The sequence below is a fragment of the Providencia sp. PROV261 genome (genome assembly GCF_028477945.1).
GTDB classification, from domain to species: domain Bacteria; phylum Pseudomonadota; class Gammaproteobacteria; order Enterobacterales; family Enterobacteriaceae; genus Providencia; species Providencia stuartii.
In genome coordinates this window covers 56,907-77,898 of record NZ_JAMPMC010000017.1, presented here as the reverse complement: position 1 = coordinate 77,898, position 20,992 = coordinate 56,907, and the positions used below count along the sequence as shown (strand labels likewise).

Below are 20,992 nucleotides of genomic sequence, written 5' to 3'. Positions count from 1 at the left end.
AACAAGCTAACGACAGGAACATCTAACATTCGACAGTTTGATAAGCCAATTCTAATTCTTCAGCAAGAATAGCAATACCTTTCTCGATTTTTTCTGGCTCTGGCACATAATTCATACGCATACATTGATGTGCATGTGGCCAGTTTTCTTCTAGACCAGGGAAAAAGTAATGCCCCGGAACCATTAAAACACCGCGTTTTTTTAGTCGTTGATAGAGTTCTAAGCTAGTAATCGGCAAATCTTTGAACCATAACCATAAGAAAATAGCACCTTCAGGCTTATGGATCAGACATTTATCTTCAGGAATATAACGACGGATAATGCGGATAACCTCTTCTACACGTTGTTTATAGAAGGGGCCAATAACATTTTTTGATAAAGAAATCAGATCATCCCGCTGCAACATTTCCAACGCTAATGCAGGGCCAACACTACCCGGTGCAAGGCTAATAATGCCGTTCATGTTACTCACCGCTTCAATGATCTCTTCATTCGCGATGATAATACCGCAACGAGTACCGGGTAACCCTAGCTTAGACAAGCTCATACACAGAATGACATTCTCATTCCAAAATGGCGTCGCTTCACTAAAAATAATGCCAGGGAAAGGAACTCCATAAGCGTTATCAATGAGTAATGGAATGTTGTGTTGCTTTGCCAGTTTATCAAGGTGCTCCACTTCCTCATCGGTTATCACGTTACCGGTAGGGTTTGTTGGGCGTGAAACACAGATAACACCAATATCATCAGTTACTTCTAATGTATTAAAATCAACGTGATATTTAAATTGACCATTCGGTAAATATTCAATTTGTGGCTTATTTGCCACAAATAGATCGTCATCTAGCCCTGAATCGGCATAGCCAACATATTCGGGGGCTAGTGGGAATAGAACCTTACGAGTGATGCCATCTTCAAAACGACCAGCAAGCAAGTTAAATAGGTAGAAAAACGCGCTTTGGCTGCCATTGGATAGGGCAATATTTTTGGCGCTAATATTCCAGCCTAGTTTTGCTTTTAGGGTTGCTGCTAGCGCTTTCAACATGGCATCTTTACCTTGTGGACCGTCATAGTTACACAAAGTATCCGTTAATTTACCGTTGGCGCACATTTCTGCTAATAGTGTTTGGAAATAGGCATCCATCTCAGGGATATGAGCAGGGTTCCCACCACCCAGCATAATTGCACCGGGAGTTCTCAAGCCATCATTCAAGTCTTTCATTAATGTTGATATACCTGAATTTTGTGCGAATTTATTACCGAATTTAGAAAATATCATCTCATTTATTCACATATGTTAAGTAGGTTGTTAATGGAATTTAAAAACATACTCTGCTCGACAAGAGAGTTCAACAGCTTCAATCAATATAGCATTGATACAAAATACTGCTTTTTTATTAACTTCTGGGCTGATATTTGTGAAAATTGGTTAAAATATGGTGAATGTTGCTTTTGATAATGGGGGTGATGCCGATTCATTCTGATTTATTTATATTGGCAACAATCTTTTAAATGGTCATTAATCATGCCTGTCGCTTGCATAAAAGCATAACAAGTAATGGAACCAATAAACTTAAATCCACGTTTTTTAAGTGCTTTGGATAAACGTTTTGAAAGCTCTGTCTCTGTGGGAACTTGAGTGTGAGACTGCCACTGGTTGACGATAGGTTTGCCACCCACAAATTGCCATAAAAATGTTGAGAAATCCTCGCCGTTTTCAGCCATTTTTAAATAAGCCTTTGCATTAGCAATAATCGCGTTAATTTTAGCGCGGTTCCGAATGATACGAGGATCCTGCATTAAGCTGTCAACATCTTGTTCACTCATCATGGCAATTTTTGCAGGATCAAACTGATGGAACAGTATGCGATAATCTTGGCGTTTTTTTAAAATGGTGTACCAAGAAAGCCCAGCTTGTTGACCTTCTAAGCAGATCATCTCAAATAGCTGTTGGTTATCCTTTGTTGGCTTCCCCCATTCATTATCATGGTAGGCAATATATTCTGGGTCTTGATTTACCCAATGGCAACGAATTGGCGATGAATTCATTTTGTCTCCTTTCAAGGGGGGCAAAAGCTTATATGCCTTATTTATACTGTATAAATGTCCAGTTTAAAAGAGACAAAATAAAGTTTTTTTATTTATAGGGCAAATAGACGTAGATTCAATGCTGTATATCTGGCGGTCAAAGGGTATACTGACGTACTTTCATTAAATCATATGTATCGCGTGCGGATCTAACATGCAAAAGTTTGATACCAAAACCTTCCAAGGTCTTATCCTGACATTGCAGGATTACTGGGCGCGCCAAGGCTGCACCATTGTTCAACCACTGGACATGGAAGTCGGCGCAGGAACATCTCATCCAATGACGTGCTTGCGTGCGTTAGGGCCTGAGCCAATTGCGGCGGCTTATGTTCAGCCTTCTCGTCGTCCTACTGATGGCCGTTACGGTGAAAACCCAAACCGCCTTCAACATTACTATCAGTTTCAAGTGATCATTAAGCCATCACCTGACAATATTCAAGAACTTTACCTCGGTTCATTGAAGGAATTGGGAATTGATCCCACCGTTCATGATATCCGTTTTGTTGAGGATAACTGGGAAAACCCAACACTAGGCGCTTGGGGTCTAGGCTGGGAAGTGTGGCTAAATGGTATGGAAGTCACTCAGTTTACTTACTTCCAACAAGTTGGCGGGCTGGAATGCAAGCCTGTAACGGGTGAAATTACCTACGGTCTTGAACGCCTTGCTATGTATATTCAAGGTGTTGATAGCGTTTATGACCTTGTTTGGTGCGATGGCCCACTCGGTAAAACGACCTATGGTGATATTTATCATCAAAATGAAGTTGAGCAGTCAACCTATAACTTTGAATATGCTAATGTCGATTTTCTTTTCAAATGCTTTGAAGAGTATGAGAAAGAAGCTCAATATTTACTGTCACTAGAAACACCACTGCCGCTACCGGCTTATGAGCGCATTTTGAAAGCGGCTCATACATTTAACTTACTGGATGCTCGTAAAGCAATCTCAGTGACAGAACGCCAGCGTTATATTCTACGTATCCGTACCCTAACTAAAGGGGTTGCCGAAGCTTATTATGCTTCCCGTGAGGCGCTCGGATTCCCTATGTGTCACAAGAATTAAGAGGCTGTCATGACTCAACAGACTTTCCTAGTGGAAATCGGCACAGAAGAGTTACCGCCGAAGGCTCTTCGTTCATTAGCTGAATCATTTGCGGCAAACTTTACGGCTGAATTGGATAGCGCGGATATTGCACACGGTGAAGTTAGCTGGTTTGCAGCACCTCGCCGTTTGGCCTTAAAAGTCGCTGCTCTTGCAGACTCATCACCTGACCGTGAAGTTGAAAAACGCGGCCCTGCGATTTCTGCTGCTTTTGGCGCTGACGGTCAACCAACCAAAGCTGCTGAAGGGTGGGCTCGTGGTTGCGGTATTTCCGTTGACCAAGCCGAGCGTTTAAAAACGGATAAAGGTGAATGGTTACTTTATCGCGCTCAAGTAAAAGGCGTAGCAGTTAGTGAATTGTTGGTCGATATGGTAAGCCGTTCTCTGGCTAAGTTACCCATTCCAAAACTCATGCGTTGGGGCGATAAAGAGACGCATTTTGTGCGCCCTGTCCACACCGTAACCTTATTATTGGGTAGCGATGTTGTTGACGGTGAAGTGCTAGGCATTAAGAGCGGTCGTACAATCCGTGGTCACCGTTTTATGGGTGAATCAGAGTTTACGATTGATCATGCAGACCAATATCCGGCGATCTTACGTGAACGCGGCAAAGTCATTGCTGACTATGAAGAACGTAAAGCCGTCATCAAAGCTGATGCTGAAAAAGCCGCGCTCGCCCTTGGTGGGAAAGCGGATTTAACCGACAGCTTACTAGAAGAAGTTGCTTCATTAGTTGAATGGCCTGTCGTATTAACTGCAAAATTTGAAGAGAAGTTCTTAGAAGTACCTGCGGAAGCATTGGTTTATACCATGAAAGGGGATCAGAAATATTTCCCTGTTTATGACAATGCTGGCAACCTGATGCCAAATTTCATTTTTGTGGCGAATATTGAATCTTCAGACCCACAACAAATTATCTCCGGTAATGAAAAAGTGGTACGTCCTCGTTTGGCGGATGCGGAGTTTTTCTTTAAAACTGACCGTAAACAACGTCTTGAAGATAATTTACCACGTTTGGAAACCGTTCTGTTTCAACAACAGCTTGGCACATTGCGTGATAAGACTGACCGTTTAGAAGCCTTATCAGGTTGGGTTGCAGCGAAGATTGGTGCAGATGTTAATCATGCGACTCGCGCGGGTTTGTTGGCAAAATGTGACCTGATGACCAATATGGTGTTTGAATTTACAGACACTCAAGGCGTGATGGGGATGCACTACGCACGCCATGACGGTGAATCAGAAGATGTTGCATTAGCACTGAAAGAGCAGTATCAACCTCGTTTTGCAGGGGATGCGTTGCCATCTACTGATGTTTCAGCGGCACTTGCCTTAGCCGAGAAAATGGACACCTTAGCCGGTATTTTCGGCATCGGTCAGCATCCGAAAGGTGATAAAGACCCATTTGCACTGCGTCGAGCTGCATTAGGCGTGTTACGCATTATTGTTGAAAAAGGCTATCAGCTTGATCTCGTTGAAATGACAGAAGAAGCCGTCCGCCTTTACGGTGATAAACTCACTAACAAAAATGTAGTGAATGATGTTGTTGAATTTATGCTTGGCCGCTTCCGTTCTTGGTATCAAGAGCTTGGCTATAGTATTGATACGATTCAAGCGGTGTTAACGCGCCGTCCAACGTCACCAGCCGATTTTGATGCACGTGTGAAGGCTGTGACTCACTTCCGTACATTGGAAGATGCAGAAGCTTTAGCGGCAGCCAATAAGCGTGTTTCGAACATCTTGAGTAAATCTAATGAGAAACTGGCTGATAAAGTTCTCGCATCTGTGCTAAAAGCGCCACAAGAAGTGAAGTTGGCTACACACCTTGTTGTATTACAAGAAAAACTAGAGCCAATGTTTGCTGAGCGTAATTATCAAGATGCCTTAGTTGAGTTGGCTTCTTTACGTGAAGTTGTGGATGCATTTTTTGCTGATGTTATGGTTATGGATGAAGATGAAGCGGTACGTATTAACCGTCTAACTCTGCTTAGCCAATTACGTGATTTGTTCTTGAAAGTTGCAGATATCTCATTGCTACAATAAATCGTGAACAAGTGATGGTATTGACTAAAAATATCATTTATTAATCTTTATAAGCCCTTGCAGGATAAGATCTTGCAAGGGCTTAATGTTGTCTTATAGGGGCGATTAGTTAAAAAACCCTATCAAGTTGATGGTTTTATCAGCATACAAACAAATTTAGTGAAAAATGGGTTGACGGGAAGGGCGCTCAACAGTATGATTCACACCGTTTTCGGCGAGTAGCGCAGCTTGGTAGCGCAACTGGTTTGGGACCAGTGGGTCGGAGGTTCGAATCCTCTCTCGCCGACCAGATTCCAGAACCCCACCTCATATGAGGTGGGGTTTTTTGCATTTAAACATCAGCAAACATTTCACACAGTAATTTTTCTCATCATCCAAATACTGATTCTGGTGGCATGGTTTTTGTCTAACTTACCAACATGCGCTTTCAGAGTAACTTTGTTGTCCTTTCTCGTCATAATCTGTTGTTATGTTCATTAACGTTGTTTTCTTGAGTGTAATGAAAAGCATGATGTAGTCGCGAGTTGTTTATTACCTATCAATGGATTTTTCATAACAAGGAACCTGTTAATGAAAACAGCACCAACACTGTTTATTTTGTTATTTTTACTGTTCAACTATCTGCCTTGTTATGCCAATAGGCAGCTTGATTTTGCGGTGAAATCACCATCAACGCCCTGTATTGCGATTCACCAAGTTCATTTCTCAACATTGGCACTATTTCCGTTAATTACCTCGAGTGATATCAGTAAATGGAAACAGGGCGTTGAAGGGAGATGTGTTAGTGAGGAAGGGCTATTGCGCTATGCAGACTTTCTTAACGCACAGTTGGCTGAGGTAGGATATATCACATCGTCTATTCACTACCCAGAGCAAACTTTGTTATTTGGTGTGTTGCAGGTTGAATTAGTCGCGGGGAAGCTCGGCAGTATTGAGTATCAAGATAGTGCTAGCCAATCATTAGCGTACGCTTTTCCATTACGCAAAGGGCAAGTCGTAGATATCCACGCTATAAATCAAGGTCTGGCTAATTTACGCAATACCCAGTTGATCCCACATCAAATTCATATTGTTTCCGATCACGAACAGAACAATATGAACCGTTTAGTGATCCAACGTAATGCAGCAAGAGCTTTTAAAGGAAAACTACTTTTAGCGTCGAAACAATCACCGCAATTTCCTACCCATGTTGTCAGCAATCTGATTATGTTAGCTAATCCATTAGCACTGAATGATTTCTTTTTTCTAAATTTAGATAGTGATATTGGAAAAGAGCCTGAAAAGAAATTGAAATCGGTCTCCATTTTGTATTCAGTTCCTTACCATTATTGGTTATTGAGTTTATATGCGGGCTATCAAGAGAACAGCATTCATCAAAACTTCCAATTAATTGATAGCATTAAAGTTAGAAATGATGTGAGAAGCCGATTACTGTCGCTACAAGCTGAGTATGTTCTTCATCGAGCCTTATATCACTCAACGTCGATAAGTATGGGGACTCAAATTCAAACATTAGATCTCTTTTTAGAGCGATATCGTTTGAAAACCCAACAACGCTTTACAAGTTATCTCTTACTTGGGGTAAAACATCAGCGTCATTTTGCACAAGGTAATGTGACATTTTCATTGAGTTATAAACAAGATACGGATTGGTTCGGTTCCACAAGGCGCCAAGTGACAGGGTTAGAGCGAGCCGGCATATATCTATTTTCGGTAGATTTTCAACGGCAATTTTATTTAGCCAACCAATCGATGTATCACCGACATGAGCTTGAAATGCAATTAAGTCGCTCGCCACTAGATCCGCAGCTTGAGCTAAATAGTCCTACTGGGAAATTTGGGATTAGGGGGTTCTCAAATAGCGTATTAACGGAGAATTTGGGAGATAACACGTTGAAACTTAAAAATGAGTGGGGGTGGTTTACCCCATGGCGGGGTTATGAGCTATATGGTGCATTGGATTTCGCCTCGACATCTTCGCAAAGCGCACATATTTGGCGAGAAAACAGGCTATTCGGTACAGAAATTGGTGTGAGAGGGCAGATTGATCGCTTGAACTACCAACTCTTTATCGAGGCTCCTCTTTGGCAGTCGGCGAAATTAGCAACGAACGCGGTGAATGTTGGGGCGAAAGTGAGTATTGATTATTAGCCAGTTTATTTGGTCGCAGTTTCATTGGCTATGAATATGGTTTATGCCCAAACATAAATAGGTAAGCAGAAGTCTGGTTGAAGTAGGGTTACACAGCAGCGAGTTCAAGGAAACCGTTATATTGTACTCATAAAGCTCCCAAATAACGGCTATTTAGGTATCTCTGAGCATTGTTGTGCAGGCATTGGAATACTTATAAAGCAATTAATATAGCGAGTAAAGGGGATGAGATTAGCGATATTCCGGCGTGAATAATTATAATGGGCTGATATTAAAGTAAATTATTTATTTTGGAAAAGGCGAGTCATTGAATGAGAGCAGAGTCATATAGTGAAGGTCCGTAGAGAGAATGAAATCAAGTAGATCGTGCGATTATTGAAGTTATTAACTAATCAATAAATTGTTAAAATTTAATGAACCGTACTTTTTTATATGAATAAAAAACAAGCAAAATAATAACAACCTAAAGTAATTATTTGTTTTAAACACACCAGAACTTTATGCCGCACTCTCTTAGGTGTTGCACTATTTTCGTTCAGTAATTCAGCACTTAATCACAAATATAAAAATAAATCACCCAGAGATAAAACACTATCCTGTAGTATTTTTATGGTTATTATGTCTGCTATATGACTTAAATAACCATACAAAGACCTAAGAACACTCTTAATATGTTTCTAAAATGTTATAAGATAGTTGTCTGTTTAAAGAGAGATACTATTGACGAAGTGGATGACAGTTGATTAATTGCACAGTGAATAACAAAAAAATACAGATCCCCTATCTGTCATTTCAAGGATGGGTTTGGGCATCAAGCAAATAACACATGAACACCACAGGAGCATACAGATGACGCTCTCAATCAAAAAGACAGGTTTAACCATTGGGCTAACACTTGCAGCACTTGCAGTTTCTGCTTCTGTGCAAGCGAAAACATTAGTCTACTGTTCAGAAGGCTCTCCAGAGGGCTTTAACCCTCAGCTATTTACTTCCGGTACGACTTACGATGCTAGCTCAATTCCACTCTATAACCGTTTAGTTGAGTTCAAACTTGGTACTACAGAGATAGAGCCAGGTTTAGCGGAAAGTTGGGAAGTAAGCGATGATGGCAAAGTTTATACTTTCCACTTACGTAAAGGCGTAAAATGGCATTCAAATAAAGAATTTAAGCCAAGCCGCGACTTTAATGCGGATGATGTCATTTATACCTTCATGCGTCAGAAAGATGCGAATCACCCATACCACAAAGTCTCCGGCGGTAGCTATGAGTACTTTATGGGCATGGATATGGATAAAATCATCGATAAAGTTGAAAAAGTTGATGAGTACACCGTACGTTTCACACTCTCTCGCCCAGAGTCACCTTTCTTAGCTGATATGGCAATGGACTTTGCTTCCATTCTTTCTGCTGAATATGCTGACAAAATGTTAGCAGCGGGCACACCGCAAAAAGTGGATTTGAACCCTATTGGAACAGGCCCATTTGAGCTACAGCAGTACCAAAAAGATTCACGTATTCTTTATAAAGCCAACAAAGAGTATTGGGGTAATAAACCTAAGATTGATCGTTTAGTTTTTTCGATTACACCTGATGCGTCTGTCCGTTATGCCAAGCTGCAAAAAAATGAGTGTCAAGTTATGCCATACCCAAATCCGGCAGACTTGGAACGCATGAAGCAAGATAAAAATATTACATTGATGGAGCAACCTGGCTTGAACGTCGGTTATCTCTCTTTCAACGTTGAGAAAAAACCACTAGATAACCAGAAAGTGCGCCAAGCGCTATCTATGGCTGTGAATAAAGACGCTATCATCGATGCCGTTTATCAAGGTGCAGGACAGAAAGCGAAAAACTTAATTCCACCAACGATGTGGGGCTATAACGATGATGTGAAGGATTATGAATATAATCCTGAAAAAGCAAAAGCGTTATTGGCTGAGGCCGGGTTCCCGAATGGTTTCGAAATTGATTTATGGGCAATGCCAGTCCAACGTCCATATAACCCAAATGCGCGCCGTATGGCTGAGATGATCCAAGCTGACTGGGCAAAAATTGGTGTTAAATCGAAAGTAGTGAGCTATGAGTGGGGCGAATATCTGAAGCGTGCTAAAGATGGTGAACCGCAAACGGTAATGATGGGTTGGACCGGTGATAATGGTGACCCTGATAACTTCTTCGCGACACTGTTTAGCTGTGCGGCGAAAGAGCAAGGCTCTAACTATTCGAAATGGTGTTATCAAGGCTTTGAAGACTTGATCCAGCCTGCTCGTATGACAGCAGATCATAACAAACGTATTGATCTCTACAAGCAAGCACAGGTTGTTATGAATGAACAAGCACCAGCCCTGATCATTGCTCACTCAACGGTATATGAACCAGTCCGTAAAGAAGTGAAGGGCTATGTTGTCGACCCTCTCGGCAAACACCACTTTGAAAACGTCGATATTGAAAAATAATCGTTGTTAATTTGTATCAGCCCTTCGCCATCTTTTTGATAGCGAAGGGCGTTTTCACCTCTGAATTTCAGGGAAACAGAAAACTCAGTTCTTTGTGAGCAGACAGAAGAGTCACACTCTTCTGATTAGCCAAACGGACTCAGAGCCGTCAAAGGCATTATTAAAAGAGATTCAGGATATGTTGCAATTTATCCTCCGACGTTTGGGGCTAGTTATCCCTACGTTTATCGGTATCACATTACTCACGTTCGCATTTGTGCATATGATCCCGGGTGACCCCGTGATGATTATGGCAGGTGAAAGAGGCTTATCGCCCGAACGACACGCTTATTTAATGGCTGAATTGGGCTTAGACCAGCCATTGTGGAAACAATATCTTCACTATATTAATGGCATATTTCATGGTGACTTAGGGATTTCATTGAAAAGCCGGATAGCGGTTTGGGATGAATTTTTCCCCCGTTTTAAAGCCACGATGGAACTGGCAATCTGTGCGATGATTTTTGCAATTTCAGTGGGGATCCCTGTCGGTGTTTTAGCCGCAGTGAAGCGTGGCTCTATTTTCGATCACACAGCAATTGGCTTATCCCTAACAGGTTACTCAATGCCAATTTTCTGGTGGGGGATCATGTTAATCATGCTGGTGTCAGTGCAGTTGGATTTGACCCCTGTATCTGGGCGCGTTAGCGACAGTGTATTTTTGGATGACTCCTATCCGCTGACTGGTTTTATGCTGATTGATACCTTAATTTGGGGGGATGAAGGGAACTTTATTGATGCGGTTGAGCATCTCATACTTCCTTCCATTGTGCTTGGAACCATACCTCTGGCGGTGATAGTCCGTATGACTCGCTCATCGATGCTAGAAGTACTAGGGGAAGATTACATTCGTACGGCTCGAGCTAAAGGGGTTAGCCGTGCACGCGTTATTCTTATTCATGCGCTGAGAAATGCGATGCTGCCTGTTGTCACCGTGATTGGTTTACAAGTGGGTGTTATGCTCGCTGGCGCAATTCTAACGGAAACTATTTTTTCGTGGCCAGGTCTAGGTCGTTGGCTGATTGAAGGGCTTCAACGTCGTGATTACCCAGTGGTTCAAGGTGGGGTTTTATTAGTCGCAACTTTGATTATTTTTGTTAACCTCGTGGTTGATCTGCTGTACGGCATCGTTAACCCACGTATTCGTCATAAAAAATAAGGAGCGCTTACATGTCTCAATCTACTGAGCCAACGGTTGTCAGCGCCCCTAAGCCGATGACCCCATTCCAAGAATTCTGGCACTACTTTAAGCGTAATAAAGGTGCGGTTGCCGGAATGGCATATATCATTTTAATGATCTTAGTGGCTATTTTTGCAGGTGTTTTAGCCCCTCATGCACCAGATGAGCAGTTCCGCGATTTCTTATTGGTACCACCTGTTTGGGAATCCGGCGGAAGTTGGCAATTTATCTTAGGTACGGATGACGTTGGTCGAGATCTGTTATCTCGCTTAATGTATGGTGCACGCTTATCTCTGTTAGTCGGCTGCCTTGTGGTGGTGCTCTCATTGATTATGGGGGTGACGGTCGGCGTTATTGCTGGCTATTTTGGTGGTGTGGTCGATGCTGTGATTATGCGTATCGTTGACATCATGTTAGCCCTACCGAGTTTATTGCTGGCTTTAGTATTGGTGGCAATCTTTGGCCCTTCAATCGTTAATGCCTCACTTGCACTGACCTTCGTTGCATTGCCTCACTATATCCGGCTTACTCGCGCCGCGGTGTTGGTAGAAGTGAATCGCGATTATGTCACCGCTTCACGTGTGGCAGGCGCCGGTGCTACGCGTCAGATGTTTGTTAATATTTTACCGAACTGCTTGGCACCGCTAATTGTTCAAGCATCACTTGGCTTTTCTAATGCCATCTTAGATATGGCTGCTTTGGGTTTTCTTGGTATGGGAGCACAGCCACCAACACCTGAATGGGGCACAATGTTGTCTGACGTGCTGCAATTCGCTCAAAGTGCGTGGTGGGTCGTCACCTTCCCTGGTCTGGCAATCTTGTTAACTGTATTAGCGTTTAACCTGATGGGTGATGGTTTGCGTGATGCATTTGATCCAAAACTCAAGCAGTGATGAGGTAATCTAATGGCATTGTTAAATGTAGAACAACTCTCGGTACACTTTGGTGATGAAAGTACCCCGTTCCGTGCCGTTGACCGCATCAGCTATAGCGTTGAAAAAGGTCAGGTTGTTGGCATAGTGGGTGAGTCTGGCTCGGGGAAATCGGTAAGCTCTTTAGCGATAATGGGGCTGATAGACTATCCTGGGAAAGTGATGGCTAATTCGTTGCAATTTGACGGGCGTGACTTATTGTCTATTCCCGAAAAAGAGCGTCGGCAAATTGTTGGTGCCGATGTAGCGATGATATTTCAGGACCCTATGACCAGTCTGAACCCCTGTTTTACAGTGGGTTATCAGATAATGGAAGCGCTGAAAGTGCACCAAGGCGGTAGTAAAAGTACGCGTAAACAACGTGCAATTGATTTACTGACGATGGTCGGGATCCCTGACCCGAAATCGCGGCTTGATGTTTATCCACACCAGCTATCAGGTGGGATGAGTCAGCGGGTCATGATTGCGATGGCGATCGCATGTCGGCCTAAGTTATTGATTGCAGACGAACCGACGACCGCACTTGATGTGACGATCCAAGCACAAATTATTGAGTTATTGCTTGAATTACAACAACAAGAGAATATGGCCTTGGTCTTGATCACCCATGATCTTGCCTTGGTTGCTGAAGCGGCACATCACATTATTGTGATGTATGCGGGCCAAGTCGTGGAATCAGCGAAAGCCTCTGATATCTTTAAACATCCTCGTCATCCCTATACTCAAGCGCTGTTACGTGCCTTGCCTGAGTTTGCCACTAATAAATCTCGGTTAGCGTCATTACCGGGCGTTGTGCCGGGGAAATATGACCGACCACAAGGTTGTCTGTTGAACCCTCGCTGCCCCTATGCGACAGAGCGTTGTCGTATTGAGGAGCCTGAATTGCGCTCTGTTGGAGATAGGCAGGTGAAATGCCACATGCCGCTGGATGATATGGGGAGGCCGACACTATGAGTGAAAATCAACATAAGCCTTTACTACAGGCTATTAATTTAAAGAAATATTATTCAGCGAAAAGCGGTATATTTTCGGCAGAAAGGTTAGTCAAAGCTCTCGATGGCGTTTCATTTGAGCTAGAAAAAGGAAAAACACTCGCCGTTGTTGGAGAATCTGGGTGTGGTAAATCGACACTAGGTCGTTTACTGACCATGATTGAACAACCCACAGAGGGGGAGCTTTACTATCAAGACCAAAACCTACTGGTTAAAGACAAGGCGGCTGAAAAGCTACGTCGCCAAAAAATTCAAATTGTCTTTCAAAACCCATATGGCTCTTTAAATCCTCGTAAAAAAGTCGGGCAAATACTTGAGGAGCCTTTATTGATTAACACCTCGTTATCTAAAGAGCAGCGTAGAGAAAAGGTGTTATCGATGATGGCTAAGGTTGGGTTAAAAACGGAGCATTATGAGCGCTATCCTCATATGTTTTCGGGCGGGCAACGCCAGCGCATCGCAATCGCACGAGGGTTAATGTTAGATCCTGATGTTGTTGTTGCTGATGAACCAGTTTCAGCACTGGACGTTTCCGTACGCGCTCAAGTGCTTAACCTAATGATGGATTTGCAGCAAGAGCTAGGGCTATCTTATGTGTTCATTTCGCATGATCTATCCGTGGTTGAACATATAGCTGATGAAGTGATGGTGATGTATTTGGGGCGTTGCGTAGAAAAAGGAACTAAAGAACAGATCTTTAATAATCCTTTGCACCCTTATACTCAAGCACTGCTATCAGCAACACCAAGGTTAAACCCTGATTCACGGCGTGAAAGGATCAAGTTGACGGGAGAGTTACCAAGCCCGCTGAATCCACCACCGGGGTGCGCTTTTGCAGCTCGTTGCCGCCGAGCATTCGGGCAATGCACGCAATTCCAACCAGCTCTTAAAGAGTACGGAGGGCAACTGGTTGCCTGTTTTGCCGTCGATGAAGATGAAAAAAATAGCGTTGTAGCCAGTTAATCCCCACTAAGACGGCAGAAATATTGCTTTTCTGCCGTTATCCAGTGTGATACGTTGTTGTTGTTTCCGTAAATCCCCCCTTTGTCTTAATTACATAAACTTTCACTTTTAACTGCTCCTTTATTGATAAAATCAAGTATACTGAGAATAACTCAGTGACATCCAATGCCCCATAAAACCTACCTTTTTGGGCGCGCTACCCAAACTTATTGATTATTTGGCTTGAATAATGATTCGCGCCCAGTTGCAGTTTCGCAATATTGGTAAAAAATATTGTGATATGTTGGGTTAATGGGGGGATGTTAGTCGGTGTTTATCTGACTTTGTTGATAAAGGGCCGCTTTTTAAAGCGAAAAATATTCAATTCAAAAGAAGCTTGATAAAGAAGGTTTCGGAAACATGAAGAACAGGGTGCAACGTTCTCTAACGTTAAAAAGCATGATCGTATTTTTTGTGATCACGTTAAGCTCACTCGCCCTTTTTTTGGCAATTCAATTTAGTTACTTACTTGAGCAAAGAAAAGGTGACTATCTCAATCAGCTTAGTAATGCGGTTGTACAAATTCAAAAACCATTGACTGAATCATTATTAAGTTCAGATCTGAACGAAGTTAAACGGCTACTCGTGAGCTTGAAAACATCGGGTATTATGGGCAAAGCGATTGTGACAGTCGATGGGGCGACTGTTATCCATTTAGACTTTGCGACACCCCGTCCAATTCCTAGTTGGGCGGTGAAATTTGCCGGTATTCCAGTAGAGATGACAGTACCTTTGTATGCCTATGGGAATACCGTCTTGACGGCGAAACCCCAAGGGTATTTAACGCTGCAAGTTGATTCAAATCGTGTTTATCGATTCGCCTTCAACACGTTGGCATTAATGATAACGACATATTTGTTGTTAGTTTTGATCATTGCGATTGCGATGACATGGTGTGTAAGTCGAATGATTGTCAGGCCATTACGTAAAATTGCGCTAGAATTACAAGATGGCGGCGATCAAGACATCAAAGTATCAGGTTATCATAAGGATGACGAGATAGGCTTATTGGCGAAGAATTATAACCGCCAAAGAAAACAGCAAAATTCAGACTAAGTCATGAACATGTGGCGAGCTTTGTGGTCTAATATCGTTAATAATTGGTGTCACTTACAGTGTATGAGACCAAACCATATCGTTTAACCCTATAATTAGCGTTTTTCGTTAATTTATCAGTCATATTTTTGCGGTTAAATACAAGGATAGAAAATACATAGGGGTTTACATGCAGGGTTTGAAAATTCGGTATATCTTTAGTGTGGTGCTACTGTCAGTCGCTGGCCTTGCGAGTGCTGAGCCATTGCAGCCTGATCCAGCATGGCAGCAAGGAAAGCTTGAAAATGGCTTTAGCTGGCAGCTATTGCAGACTCCACAGCGTCCTAATGACCGAATTCAACTGAGATTGGCTATTAAAACAGGGTCTTTGTCAGAAAAAGCAAATGAAAAAGGTTACAGCTACTTAATCCCTAAAATGGCGCTGTTACATCAAACAGAAGCATTTCCAACCGCAACGTTGCAAAATTTTTGGCGTCAGGCAACCGATCCTGATGTTCCCATTCCGCCAGCGGTCGTCTCATATGACTACACAATCTATAGCTTGAGCTTACCACACAATAAGCCAGAGCTTCTCAAACAAGCACTCAACTGGTTAGCAACCTCCGCGGCTGGGGCAACTTATACTGAAACCACACTGCACAATGGTCTGAGTGTGACAAATGCTCCTGTTGCTACATTGCCTATTGATGCGACGGATCCTGTATGGCGCGCACGTCTGAAAGGCTCTGCAATGATGGGCTATGACCCAGGGCAAAAGGTTAAGGATAATGTAGATTTAGAGAGTGTGAATTCGTTTTACCAAAAATGGTATACGCCAGATGTTATGACGCTGTATGTTGCAGGTCATGTTGATTCACGCATGTTATCTGATTACATCACTCAAACGTTCTCTTCACTAGAAGGTAAACGTTCAGAGCCTGTTGCGGTAGCTGTTTTATCGCAGGTGAAACCTCAATCCATCGACATTCTGCAAGATAAGCAAACAAAAGATAGCTTATCCCTGATTTGGGATATCGATTGGCAACCGATTAATGACTCTGCCGTACTGATGCGCTATTGGGGAAGTGATTTAGCCCGTGAAGCACTTTATCGTTCATTACAAAAAACCTTTAGCCAAAAGTTTAACCAAGATGAAGTGAATTCGAACTTAGATTGCCGAGTGCAATATCAGAAGGCTAGCTGTACGTTAACGGTTGCAGCAGCGCCAGAAAAAATGGCAGCAGTGACAGATGTTGTTCTCAATGAGCTATCAACCGCTGTTCAAAATGGGATTTCACCTGAATTGTTTGATGAAATGCTCAATGAAAAACAGGTGCAATTATCACAATTGTTTGCGGCCTATGCTCGTACCAGTACGGATGTGTTAGCAGGCCAACGCTTGATCTCTCAACAAAATGGGGTGGTTGATATCGCTCCTGAGCAGTATCAACGACTAAGGCAATCTTTCTTAGCGGGGCAAACGCTGGATCAAGTGAATATGGAAGTGCGTCGTTTATTGTCTCAAGAAGCTGCCTTTGTGTTGGTTCAACCGAAAGAGAAGCAGTTGATGGATGCTGAGCAAATCCGCCAGAAATTTACTAAGGTGCTGTGGCCACAGGTTGAGCCTACACCGGCAATTGAAGCGGAGCCTGCAAAAGCAGCGAAATAATCTGTCATTAAATAGCCCCAACTTAGGGGCTATTTACTTTTCATCCTGTTGTTTTTTAACGTTGCGTCAGTAACCCTTCAATCACCCGAATTAAGGTTTCTCGGGAATCCCTGTCATCGACAAAGCCGGCTGCACTTGTCTGGGTTTCCGGTGAGTAATAGGCGGCAGATCCCCAAAAACCAAGGTGTGAATATAGCGTCATGCCATTTACAACACTTGCCATCAACCCTAATCGGTACTCTTGGGCGCCCACATGGTGACCCACACTCAGCATTGTCTGTAGAGTTTCTGGTTTCTCAAAGATTTCGCCATTAAATAAGGCTTCAAGGAATCGAGCCATTTGTTGAGATGAGGTAATTAAACCACCCCCGCCATACACATCCATCGAAGCATGAATATGTGTACCTTCTATCTCTTTTAGGTATTGGCGTGCACGAGGTGCATCTGTCGTAGGTTGCTCTAAATACTCCCAATAAGCGGTATCTAATCCAATTTTATTGAATTTTAATAACTCCCTAACGGCGTGGCCTAACGATTGGCCCGTAACACGTTCAATGATATCGCCTAACAGTATGTAACCTGTATCTGAATAAATAAATGTGTCTGAAGGTGCGACAACGGGGAATTTTTTACGTACATAGAGCTGTATTTGCTCTAACCGAGTCCACTGGTGTGTCGGTTTCGCAAGTACGCGTTTGAGGTAGTGATCATCTGCATGATCAAAAAGCCCGCTACTATGGCTGAGTAGATGACGAATAGTGATATGATCGGTGGCATAGCTGTCACACAGTAATTGGTTAAATTCAGGTGTGATATGTTGTGAAATGGCATCATCTAACGATAATTTCCCCATTTCAACTAACCTAAGTATGGCTGCTGCGGTAAACGTTTTTGTGTTACTGGCAATGCGTAATGGGGTATCAACTGTCAATGGCCGACCTGCCAGATCGCTTCCTCTAGCACAAAATGTACTGATACTCGCCTTTTTTTGGTTGTGATAGTAAAGCACAACGCCGCAAGGTAAGTCTTCTAACTGCTGAATATATTGTGTAGTTATCATTTTTCTCCCAACTCATTTGGTCTTTAGAGATAGAGTGAGTGCTCATATTCACTTATAACATACTTGAATAATCAGCTTGCCATGTGTCCAGAAAGGCGGTGAATTTTTAATTAACCTCACGCGATAAAATTAATGTCTTAAAAGCTGTAAAAGCAGGCACTTGGTATCCAGTACGATAAATCAAATAGGTATCACATGTTGTGACGGGGAGCGAGGCTAACAATGAGGAAGTATCCCCCATAGAATGAAATAATTGAGCCGGTAGTAGCGCGATACTGCTTCCTGCACTGACGCATGCGACCATCGCATGATAGGAGCTAAGTTGCTGAATATGCCAATCTCGTTGATTTGGAATATTTAGCCACTGCTCAGCAATATAGCGGTAGCTACATCCTTGGGCGAAGGTAGCAAGTGAGCGTGTTTGAATATCTGAGGCGGTCTTTGCTAATTTATCTTGCTCGGGAAGCAATAAGACTAGCTGCTCCTGCCAAACGACTTGTGACTGAATGCCCATATCACAGAGTTGGTTAATATCATACAAATCTTGGGGAAGAGCCACAAAAGCACAATCTAACTGTTCACGACGTACTTGCTCGATTAGAGCTTGTGAGGTTCCGGTTAATAATGACAATTGGGTTGTTGGGTGCTGTTGGTGGTAGGCTGCCAAAGGTTGAGGTAACCGGCAGGCCGCCGTGCTCTCCATGCTACCTATTCTTAGTTGTCCTCCTTCTCTGCCTAAACTCGTGACATGGCGGGCTTCTTGCTCTAACGCCAGTAAACGATAGGCGTATTGTAGGAAGCGTGTGCCGGCTTCTGACAATTGCATCTGCTTACCTTGACGAATAAACAGCGGCTCTCCCAGATCGGACTCAAGCTGTTGAATACGCGTTGTAATATTTGAGGGAACCCTACCGAGGCGCATTGCTGCGCGTGTGATACTGAGTTCTTCTGCGACCATGCAAAATATTTTTAGGGATTCAGAGTTCATTTTCTTTTTTCGTGAATATAGTGCTATATTTATTCTTAATAACAGAATAATAAGTGTAACCCTACTTGATGATAAAGGAAAGATAATGGAGCATTCTGAAGTATTTCTCCAACGTTTGGGCTTACGTTACCCAATCATTCAAGCCCCTATGGCGGGCGTTTCAACACCTGAGTTGGCTGCGGCAGTTTCTGAGGCAGGGGGGCTAGGCTCATTAGGGCTTGGGGCTAGCTCTGTACCTCAAGCTAAAGCATTGATTGAGAAAACTAATGCTTTAACAGACAAACCTTTTAATGTGAATGTGTTCTGCCATTCTACCCCCGTACGTAATCGTGAGATTGAACAAGCATGGATTCATTACTTTGCCCAACAATTAGCTCAGTTTAACGTATTGCCACCTCAGCAATTAAACCAAGTTTACACATCATTCTTAGATGATCCTCACATGTTGGCACTACTGCTAGAAATGAGGCCAGCAGTTGTCAGTTTCCATTTTAATATTCCGGATAAACAGGTGATTGATCAGTTAAAAGCCCAAGGGATCTATACAATGGCGACGGCAACTTGCTTACGAGAGGCTCAGTTGATCGAGCAGGCAGGTATTGATGCCATTATCGCTCAAGGCATTGAAGCGGGTGGGCACCGAGGAATGTTTGATGTTAATGCCGAAGATGAAGCGATAACAACATTCCACTTGGTTGAATTACTAGTGAAAAATAGCCAATTACCGATTATTGCTGCGGGCGGCTTGATGGATGGGCAAGAAATTAAAACAGCTTTAGAGCAAGGAGCCGTGGCGGCTCAACTTGGTACAGCGTTTATTTTATGCCCTGAATCAGCAGCAAATGAAGGTTACCGTCATAAGCTGAAAAGCCAAAATGCAGCGGACACGGCATTAACAGCGGCTATCTCTGGCCGACCCGCAAGAGGGATTGTGAACCAATTTATTCGTATGACACAAGCGGATGATTGTCCTGCTATACCGGATTACCCGATAGCGTATGATCTTGGAAAACAGTTGCATGCAGCAGCAAGTAAAATGGGGAGTGATGATTTTGCCGCACATTGGGCGGGCCAAAATGCGTTGAAAGCGCGAGAGATGCCAGCGAGCGTATTGGTAGAGACGCTTGTATCAGAAATGACGAAATAATGTGTAAAGTTGTAACATGTGAGAAATTTTGAAGGGTGGCAAATGATGGATCTTTTGCCACCCTGTCAATGCGTTAAGAAGTGAGAATTTCGTTCTCTTTTGCGTTCTTTGGCTCATCCGTTGCGATCCACGCAGCACAAAATAGAGTCAATCTAGCAAAGAAGTAGAAGAAGGCCATTAAGCCCAGCACCGAACCGAAAGCCGCGCCAGAAGGGGATGAGGCTAAGTTTGGTAAAATCCAAGTCATGATTGATTTAATCACTTCAAAGCCAATAGCCGCGAGTAGAGTGCCTTTCAATAAGGAAGAGCGGCGGTGCTGCATACGCGGTAAAATCCAGAAAATCCATAAGAACAGCAAGAAGTTAGCGATAATTGAAATCGTCAGACCAATCAGAGTCCAAGCCGGTTTTAACCATTCGATATTATCTAGGCCAAGCGTTCTAACAATGGTTGCTTGAGCGGAGCCTGCGACAGAGGTGAGCGTAATTGTTACGATCAAGGCGATAAGTAGGCCAATTAAGGATAGAAAATCGCGCAAATAGCGGAAATAAATTTTTTCATGTTCATCTTCATTGCGCTCCCAAACAGGGCGTGATTGCGCCAAAATGGCTAATCGTAAGTTGTTAACCCAGTTTACGCCCGAGTAAACGGCTAATGCCAAACCGGTTAAACCAACGGTAGTCCGCTGGCGGATTGCGGTATCAATGGTTCTTTCTAATGTATTGGCTAATGTCGGGTCACTGATGCTGGCAGAAATACCGCGAACTAGCCGTTCAAGTAATTCTGGGTTACTGGCTAATACAAAACCCGCTGCTGCAAAGGTAAACATTAATACAGGGATTAAAGAAAGAAACGAAAAATAGGTAATCGCAGCACCGAACTGGTTCCCCATACGATCAGTGAATCGTTGAGCAGTACGAATAAGGTGTGCAATAAAAGGAATTGCACAAATAAAATTCACTACTCGCATAGAAAATGTCAGTGCTTTTTTACTGTTATCGATGCTTTTATTGAGCTTTGATTTTAATTTACTGGCGTCTTTTTGCTCTTCTTCATGCATATTCGACATTCGTTCCCCTTTGACTCCGTATCTAATTTTACTTAATTTTC

The 20,992-nt window shown here is 43.0% G+C and carries 16 protein-coding genes and 1 tRNA gene; 12 read left to right on the top strand and 5 right to left on the bottom strand.

The genetic code is table 11. The features are described 5' to 3' along the window. Positions 1-22: 22 nt before the first annotated feature. Entirely contained in the window at positions 23-1,279 is a 1,257-nt protein-coding gene (locus PR675_RS12045) for a valine--pyruvate transaminase (protein ID WP_004923720.1), read from the bottom strand. 206 nt (positions 1,280-1,485) lie between these two features. Then, positions 1,486-2,049, bottom strand: coding sequence for a DNA-3-methyladenine glycosylase I (locus PR675_RS12040; protein WP_004923725.1), 564 nt, complete (start codon positions 2,047-2,049; stop codon positions 1,486-1,488). 193 nt (positions 2,050-2,242) lie between these two features. On the opposite strand from PR675_RS12040, the gene glyQ reads away from it, so the two are divergent. The 11 genes from glyQ (at position 2,243) to PR675_RS11985 (ending at position 16,687) form a co-directional block, all read left to right on the top strand. Then, the gene (glyQ, locus tag PR675_RS12035) at positions 2,243-3,151 is read left to right on the top strand and encodes a glycine--tRNA ligase subunit alpha (RefSeq protein ID WP_004923728.1); all 909 of its coding nucleotides are present in this window, start codon (positions 2,243-2,245) and stop codon (positions 3,149-3,151) included. A 9-nt stretch (positions 3,152-3,160) separates the two neighbouring features. After that, positions 3,161-5,230: a glycine--tRNA ligase subunit beta gene (gene glyS / locus PR675_RS12030; protein WP_060561270.1), complete on the top strand. Its 2,070-nt coding sequence runs from the start codon at positions 3,161-3,163 to the stop codon at positions 5,228-5,230. 212 nt (positions 5,231-5,442) lie between these two features. Further along, positions 5,443-5,519 (top strand) — tRNA-Pro (locus PR675_RS12025). 281 nt (positions 5,520-5,800) lie between these two features. Beyond that, a complete protein-coding gene (locus PR675_RS12020; protein ID WP_060561269.1) occupies positions 5,801-7,381 on the top strand; it encodes a ShlB/FhaC/HecB family hemolysin secretion/activation protein in 1,581 nt (526 codons plus the stop codon). A gap of 849 nt (positions 7,382-8,230) precedes the next feature. Beyond that, on the top strand, positions 8,231-9,838 hold the full coding sequence (gene dppA, locus PR675_RS12015) for a dipeptide ABC transporter periplasmic-binding protein DppA (RefSeq protein WP_060561268.1): 1,608 nt from the start codon (positions 8,231-8,233) through the stop codon (positions 9,836-9,838). Positions 9,839-10,016: 178 nt separating this feature from the next. Next, positions 10,017-11,036 carry a dipeptide ABC transporter permease DppB gene (gene dppB, locus PR675_RS12010; RefSeq protein WP_040132698.1) on the top strand — a complete coding sequence of 340 codons (1,020 nt, stop codon included), beginning with the start codon at positions 10,017-10,019 and terminating at the stop codon, positions 11,034-11,036. Between the two features lie 11 nt (positions 11,037-11,047). Further along, on the top strand, positions 11,048-11,950 hold the full coding sequence (gene dppC / locus PR675_RS12005) for a dipeptide ABC transporter permease DppC (protein ID WP_004923748.1): 903 nt from the start codon (positions 11,048-11,050) through the stop codon (positions 11,948-11,950). 12 nt (positions 11,951-11,962) lie between these two features. Continuing rightward, positions 11,963-12,943: a dipeptide ABC transporter ATP-binding protein gene (gene dppD, locus PR675_RS12000; RefSeq protein WP_004923750.1), complete on the top strand. Its 981-nt coding sequence runs from the start codon at positions 11,963-11,965 to the stop codon at positions 12,941-12,943. Beyond that, complete coding sequence (gene dppF / locus PR675_RS11995) at positions 12,940-13,944, top strand: dipeptide ABC transporter ATP-binding subunit DppF (protein ID WP_004923755.1); 1,005 nt, start codon at positions 12,940-12,942, stop codon at positions 13,942-13,944. The genes dppD and dppF overlap by 4 nt, the downstream gene beginning before the upstream one ends. Before the next feature lie 399 nt (positions 13,945-14,343). After that, positions 14,344-15,039, top strand: coding sequence for a HAMP domain-containing protein (locus PR675_RS11990; protein WP_004923758.1), 696 nt, complete (start codon positions 14,344-14,346; stop codon positions 15,037-15,039). A gap of 169 nt (positions 15,040-15,208) precedes the next feature. Beyond that, positions 15,209-16,687, top strand: a complete 1,479-nt coding sequence (locus PR675_RS11985) for a M16 family metallopeptidase (RefSeq protein ID WP_014656983.1) — start codon at positions 15,209-15,211, stop codon at positions 16,685-16,687. Between the two features lie 55 nt (positions 16,688-16,742). Here PR675_RS11985 and PR675_RS11980 read toward each other — a convergent pair whose 3' ends face one another. Further along, entirely contained in the window at positions 16,743-17,747 is a 1,005-nt protein-coding gene (locus PR675_RS11980; RefSeq protein WP_060561267.1) for a serine hydrolase domain-containing protein, read from the bottom strand. Positions 17,748-17,853: 106 nt separating this feature from the next. Further along, positions 17,854-18,735 carry a LysR family transcriptional regulator gene (locus tag PR675_RS11975; protein ID WP_072197220.1) on the bottom strand — a complete coding sequence of 294 codons (882 nt, stop codon included), beginning with the start codon at positions 18,733-18,735 and terminating at the stop codon, positions 17,854-17,856. Positions 18,736-18,820: 85 nt separating this feature from the next. On the opposite strand from PR675_RS11975, the gene PR675_RS11970 reads away from it, so the two are divergent. Further along, the gene (locus PR675_RS11970) at positions 18,821-19,882 is read left to right on the top strand and encodes an NAD(P)H-dependent flavin oxidoreductase (protein WP_036942188.1); all 1,062 of its coding nucleotides are present in this window, start codon (positions 18,821-18,823) and stop codon (positions 19,880-19,882) included. 73 nt (positions 19,883-19,955) lie between these two features. On the opposite strand, the gene yhjD is transcribed toward PR675_RS11970, so the two are convergent. Further along, positions 19,956-20,951 carry an inner membrane protein YhjD gene (gene yhjD / locus PR675_RS11965; protein WP_014656980.1) on the bottom strand — a complete coding sequence of 332 codons (996 nt, stop codon included), beginning with the start codon at positions 20,949-20,951 and terminating at the stop codon, positions 19,956-19,958. Positions 20,952-20,992: the final 41 nt, after the last annotated feature.

What these genes read in the sequence shown, in the direction of transcription:
- PR675_RS12045 (WP_004923720.1), bottom strand. Translation starts at nt 1,279, where the DNA reads ATGATATTTTCTAAATTCGGTAATAAATTCGCACAAAATTCAGGTATA.
- PR675_RS12040 (WP_004923725.1), bottom strand. Translation starts at nt 2,049, where the DNA reads ATGAATTCATCGCCAATTCGTTGCCATTGGGTAAATCAAGACCCAGAA.
- glyQ (WP_004923728.1), top strand. Translation starts at nt 2,243, where the DNA reads ATGCAAAAGTTTGATACCAAAACCTTCCAAGGTCTTATCCTGACATTG.
- glyS (WP_060561270.1), top strand. Translation starts at nt 3,161, where the DNA reads ATGACTCAACAGACTTTCCTAGTGGAAATCGGCACAGAAGAGTTACCG.
- PR675_RS12020 (WP_060561269.1), top strand. Translation starts at nt 5,801, where the DNA reads ATGAAAACAGCACCAACACTGTTTATTTTGTTATTTTTACTGTTCAAC.
- dppA (WP_060561268.1), top strand. Translation starts at nt 8,231, where the DNA reads ATGACGCTCTCAATCAAAAAGACAGGTTTAACCATTGGGCTAACACTT.
- dppB (WP_040132698.1), top strand. Translation starts at nt 10,017, where the DNA reads ATGTTGCAATTTATCCTCCGACGTTTGGGGCTAGTTATCCCTACGTTT.
- dppC (WP_004923748.1), top strand. Translation starts at nt 11,048, where the DNA reads ATGTCTCAATCTACTGAGCCAACGGTTGTCAGCGCCCCTAAGCCGATG.
- dppD (WP_004923750.1), top strand. Translation starts at nt 11,963, where the DNA reads ATGGCATTGTTAAATGTAGAACAACTCTCGGTACACTTTGGTGATGAA.
- dppF (WP_004923755.1), top strand. Translation starts at nt 12,940, where the DNA reads ATGAGTGAAAATCAACATAAGCCTTTACTACAGGCTATTAATTTAAAG.
- PR675_RS11990 (WP_004923758.1), top strand. Translation starts at nt 14,344, where the DNA reads ATGAAGAACAGGGTGCAACGTTCTCTAACGTTAAAAAGCATGATCGTA.
- PR675_RS11985 (WP_014656983.1), top strand. Translation starts at nt 15,209, where the DNA reads ATGCAGGGTTTGAAAATTCGGTATATCTTTAGTGTGGTGCTACTGTCA.
- PR675_RS11980 (WP_060561267.1), bottom strand. Translation starts at nt 17,747, where the DNA reads ATGATAACTACACAATATATTCAGCAGTTAGAAGACTTACCTTGCGGC.
- PR675_RS11975 (WP_072197220.1), bottom strand. Translation starts at nt 18,735, where the DNA reads ATGAACTCTGAATCCCTAAAAATATTTTGCATGGTCGCAGAAGAACTC.
- PR675_RS11970 (WP_036942188.1), top strand. Translation starts at nt 18,821, where the DNA reads ATGGAGCATTCTGAAGTATTTCTCCAACGTTTGGGCTTACGTTACCCA.
- yhjD (WP_014656980.1), bottom strand. Translation starts at nt 20,951, where the DNA reads ATGTCGAATATGCATGAAGAAGAGCAAAAAGACGCCAGTAAATTAAAA.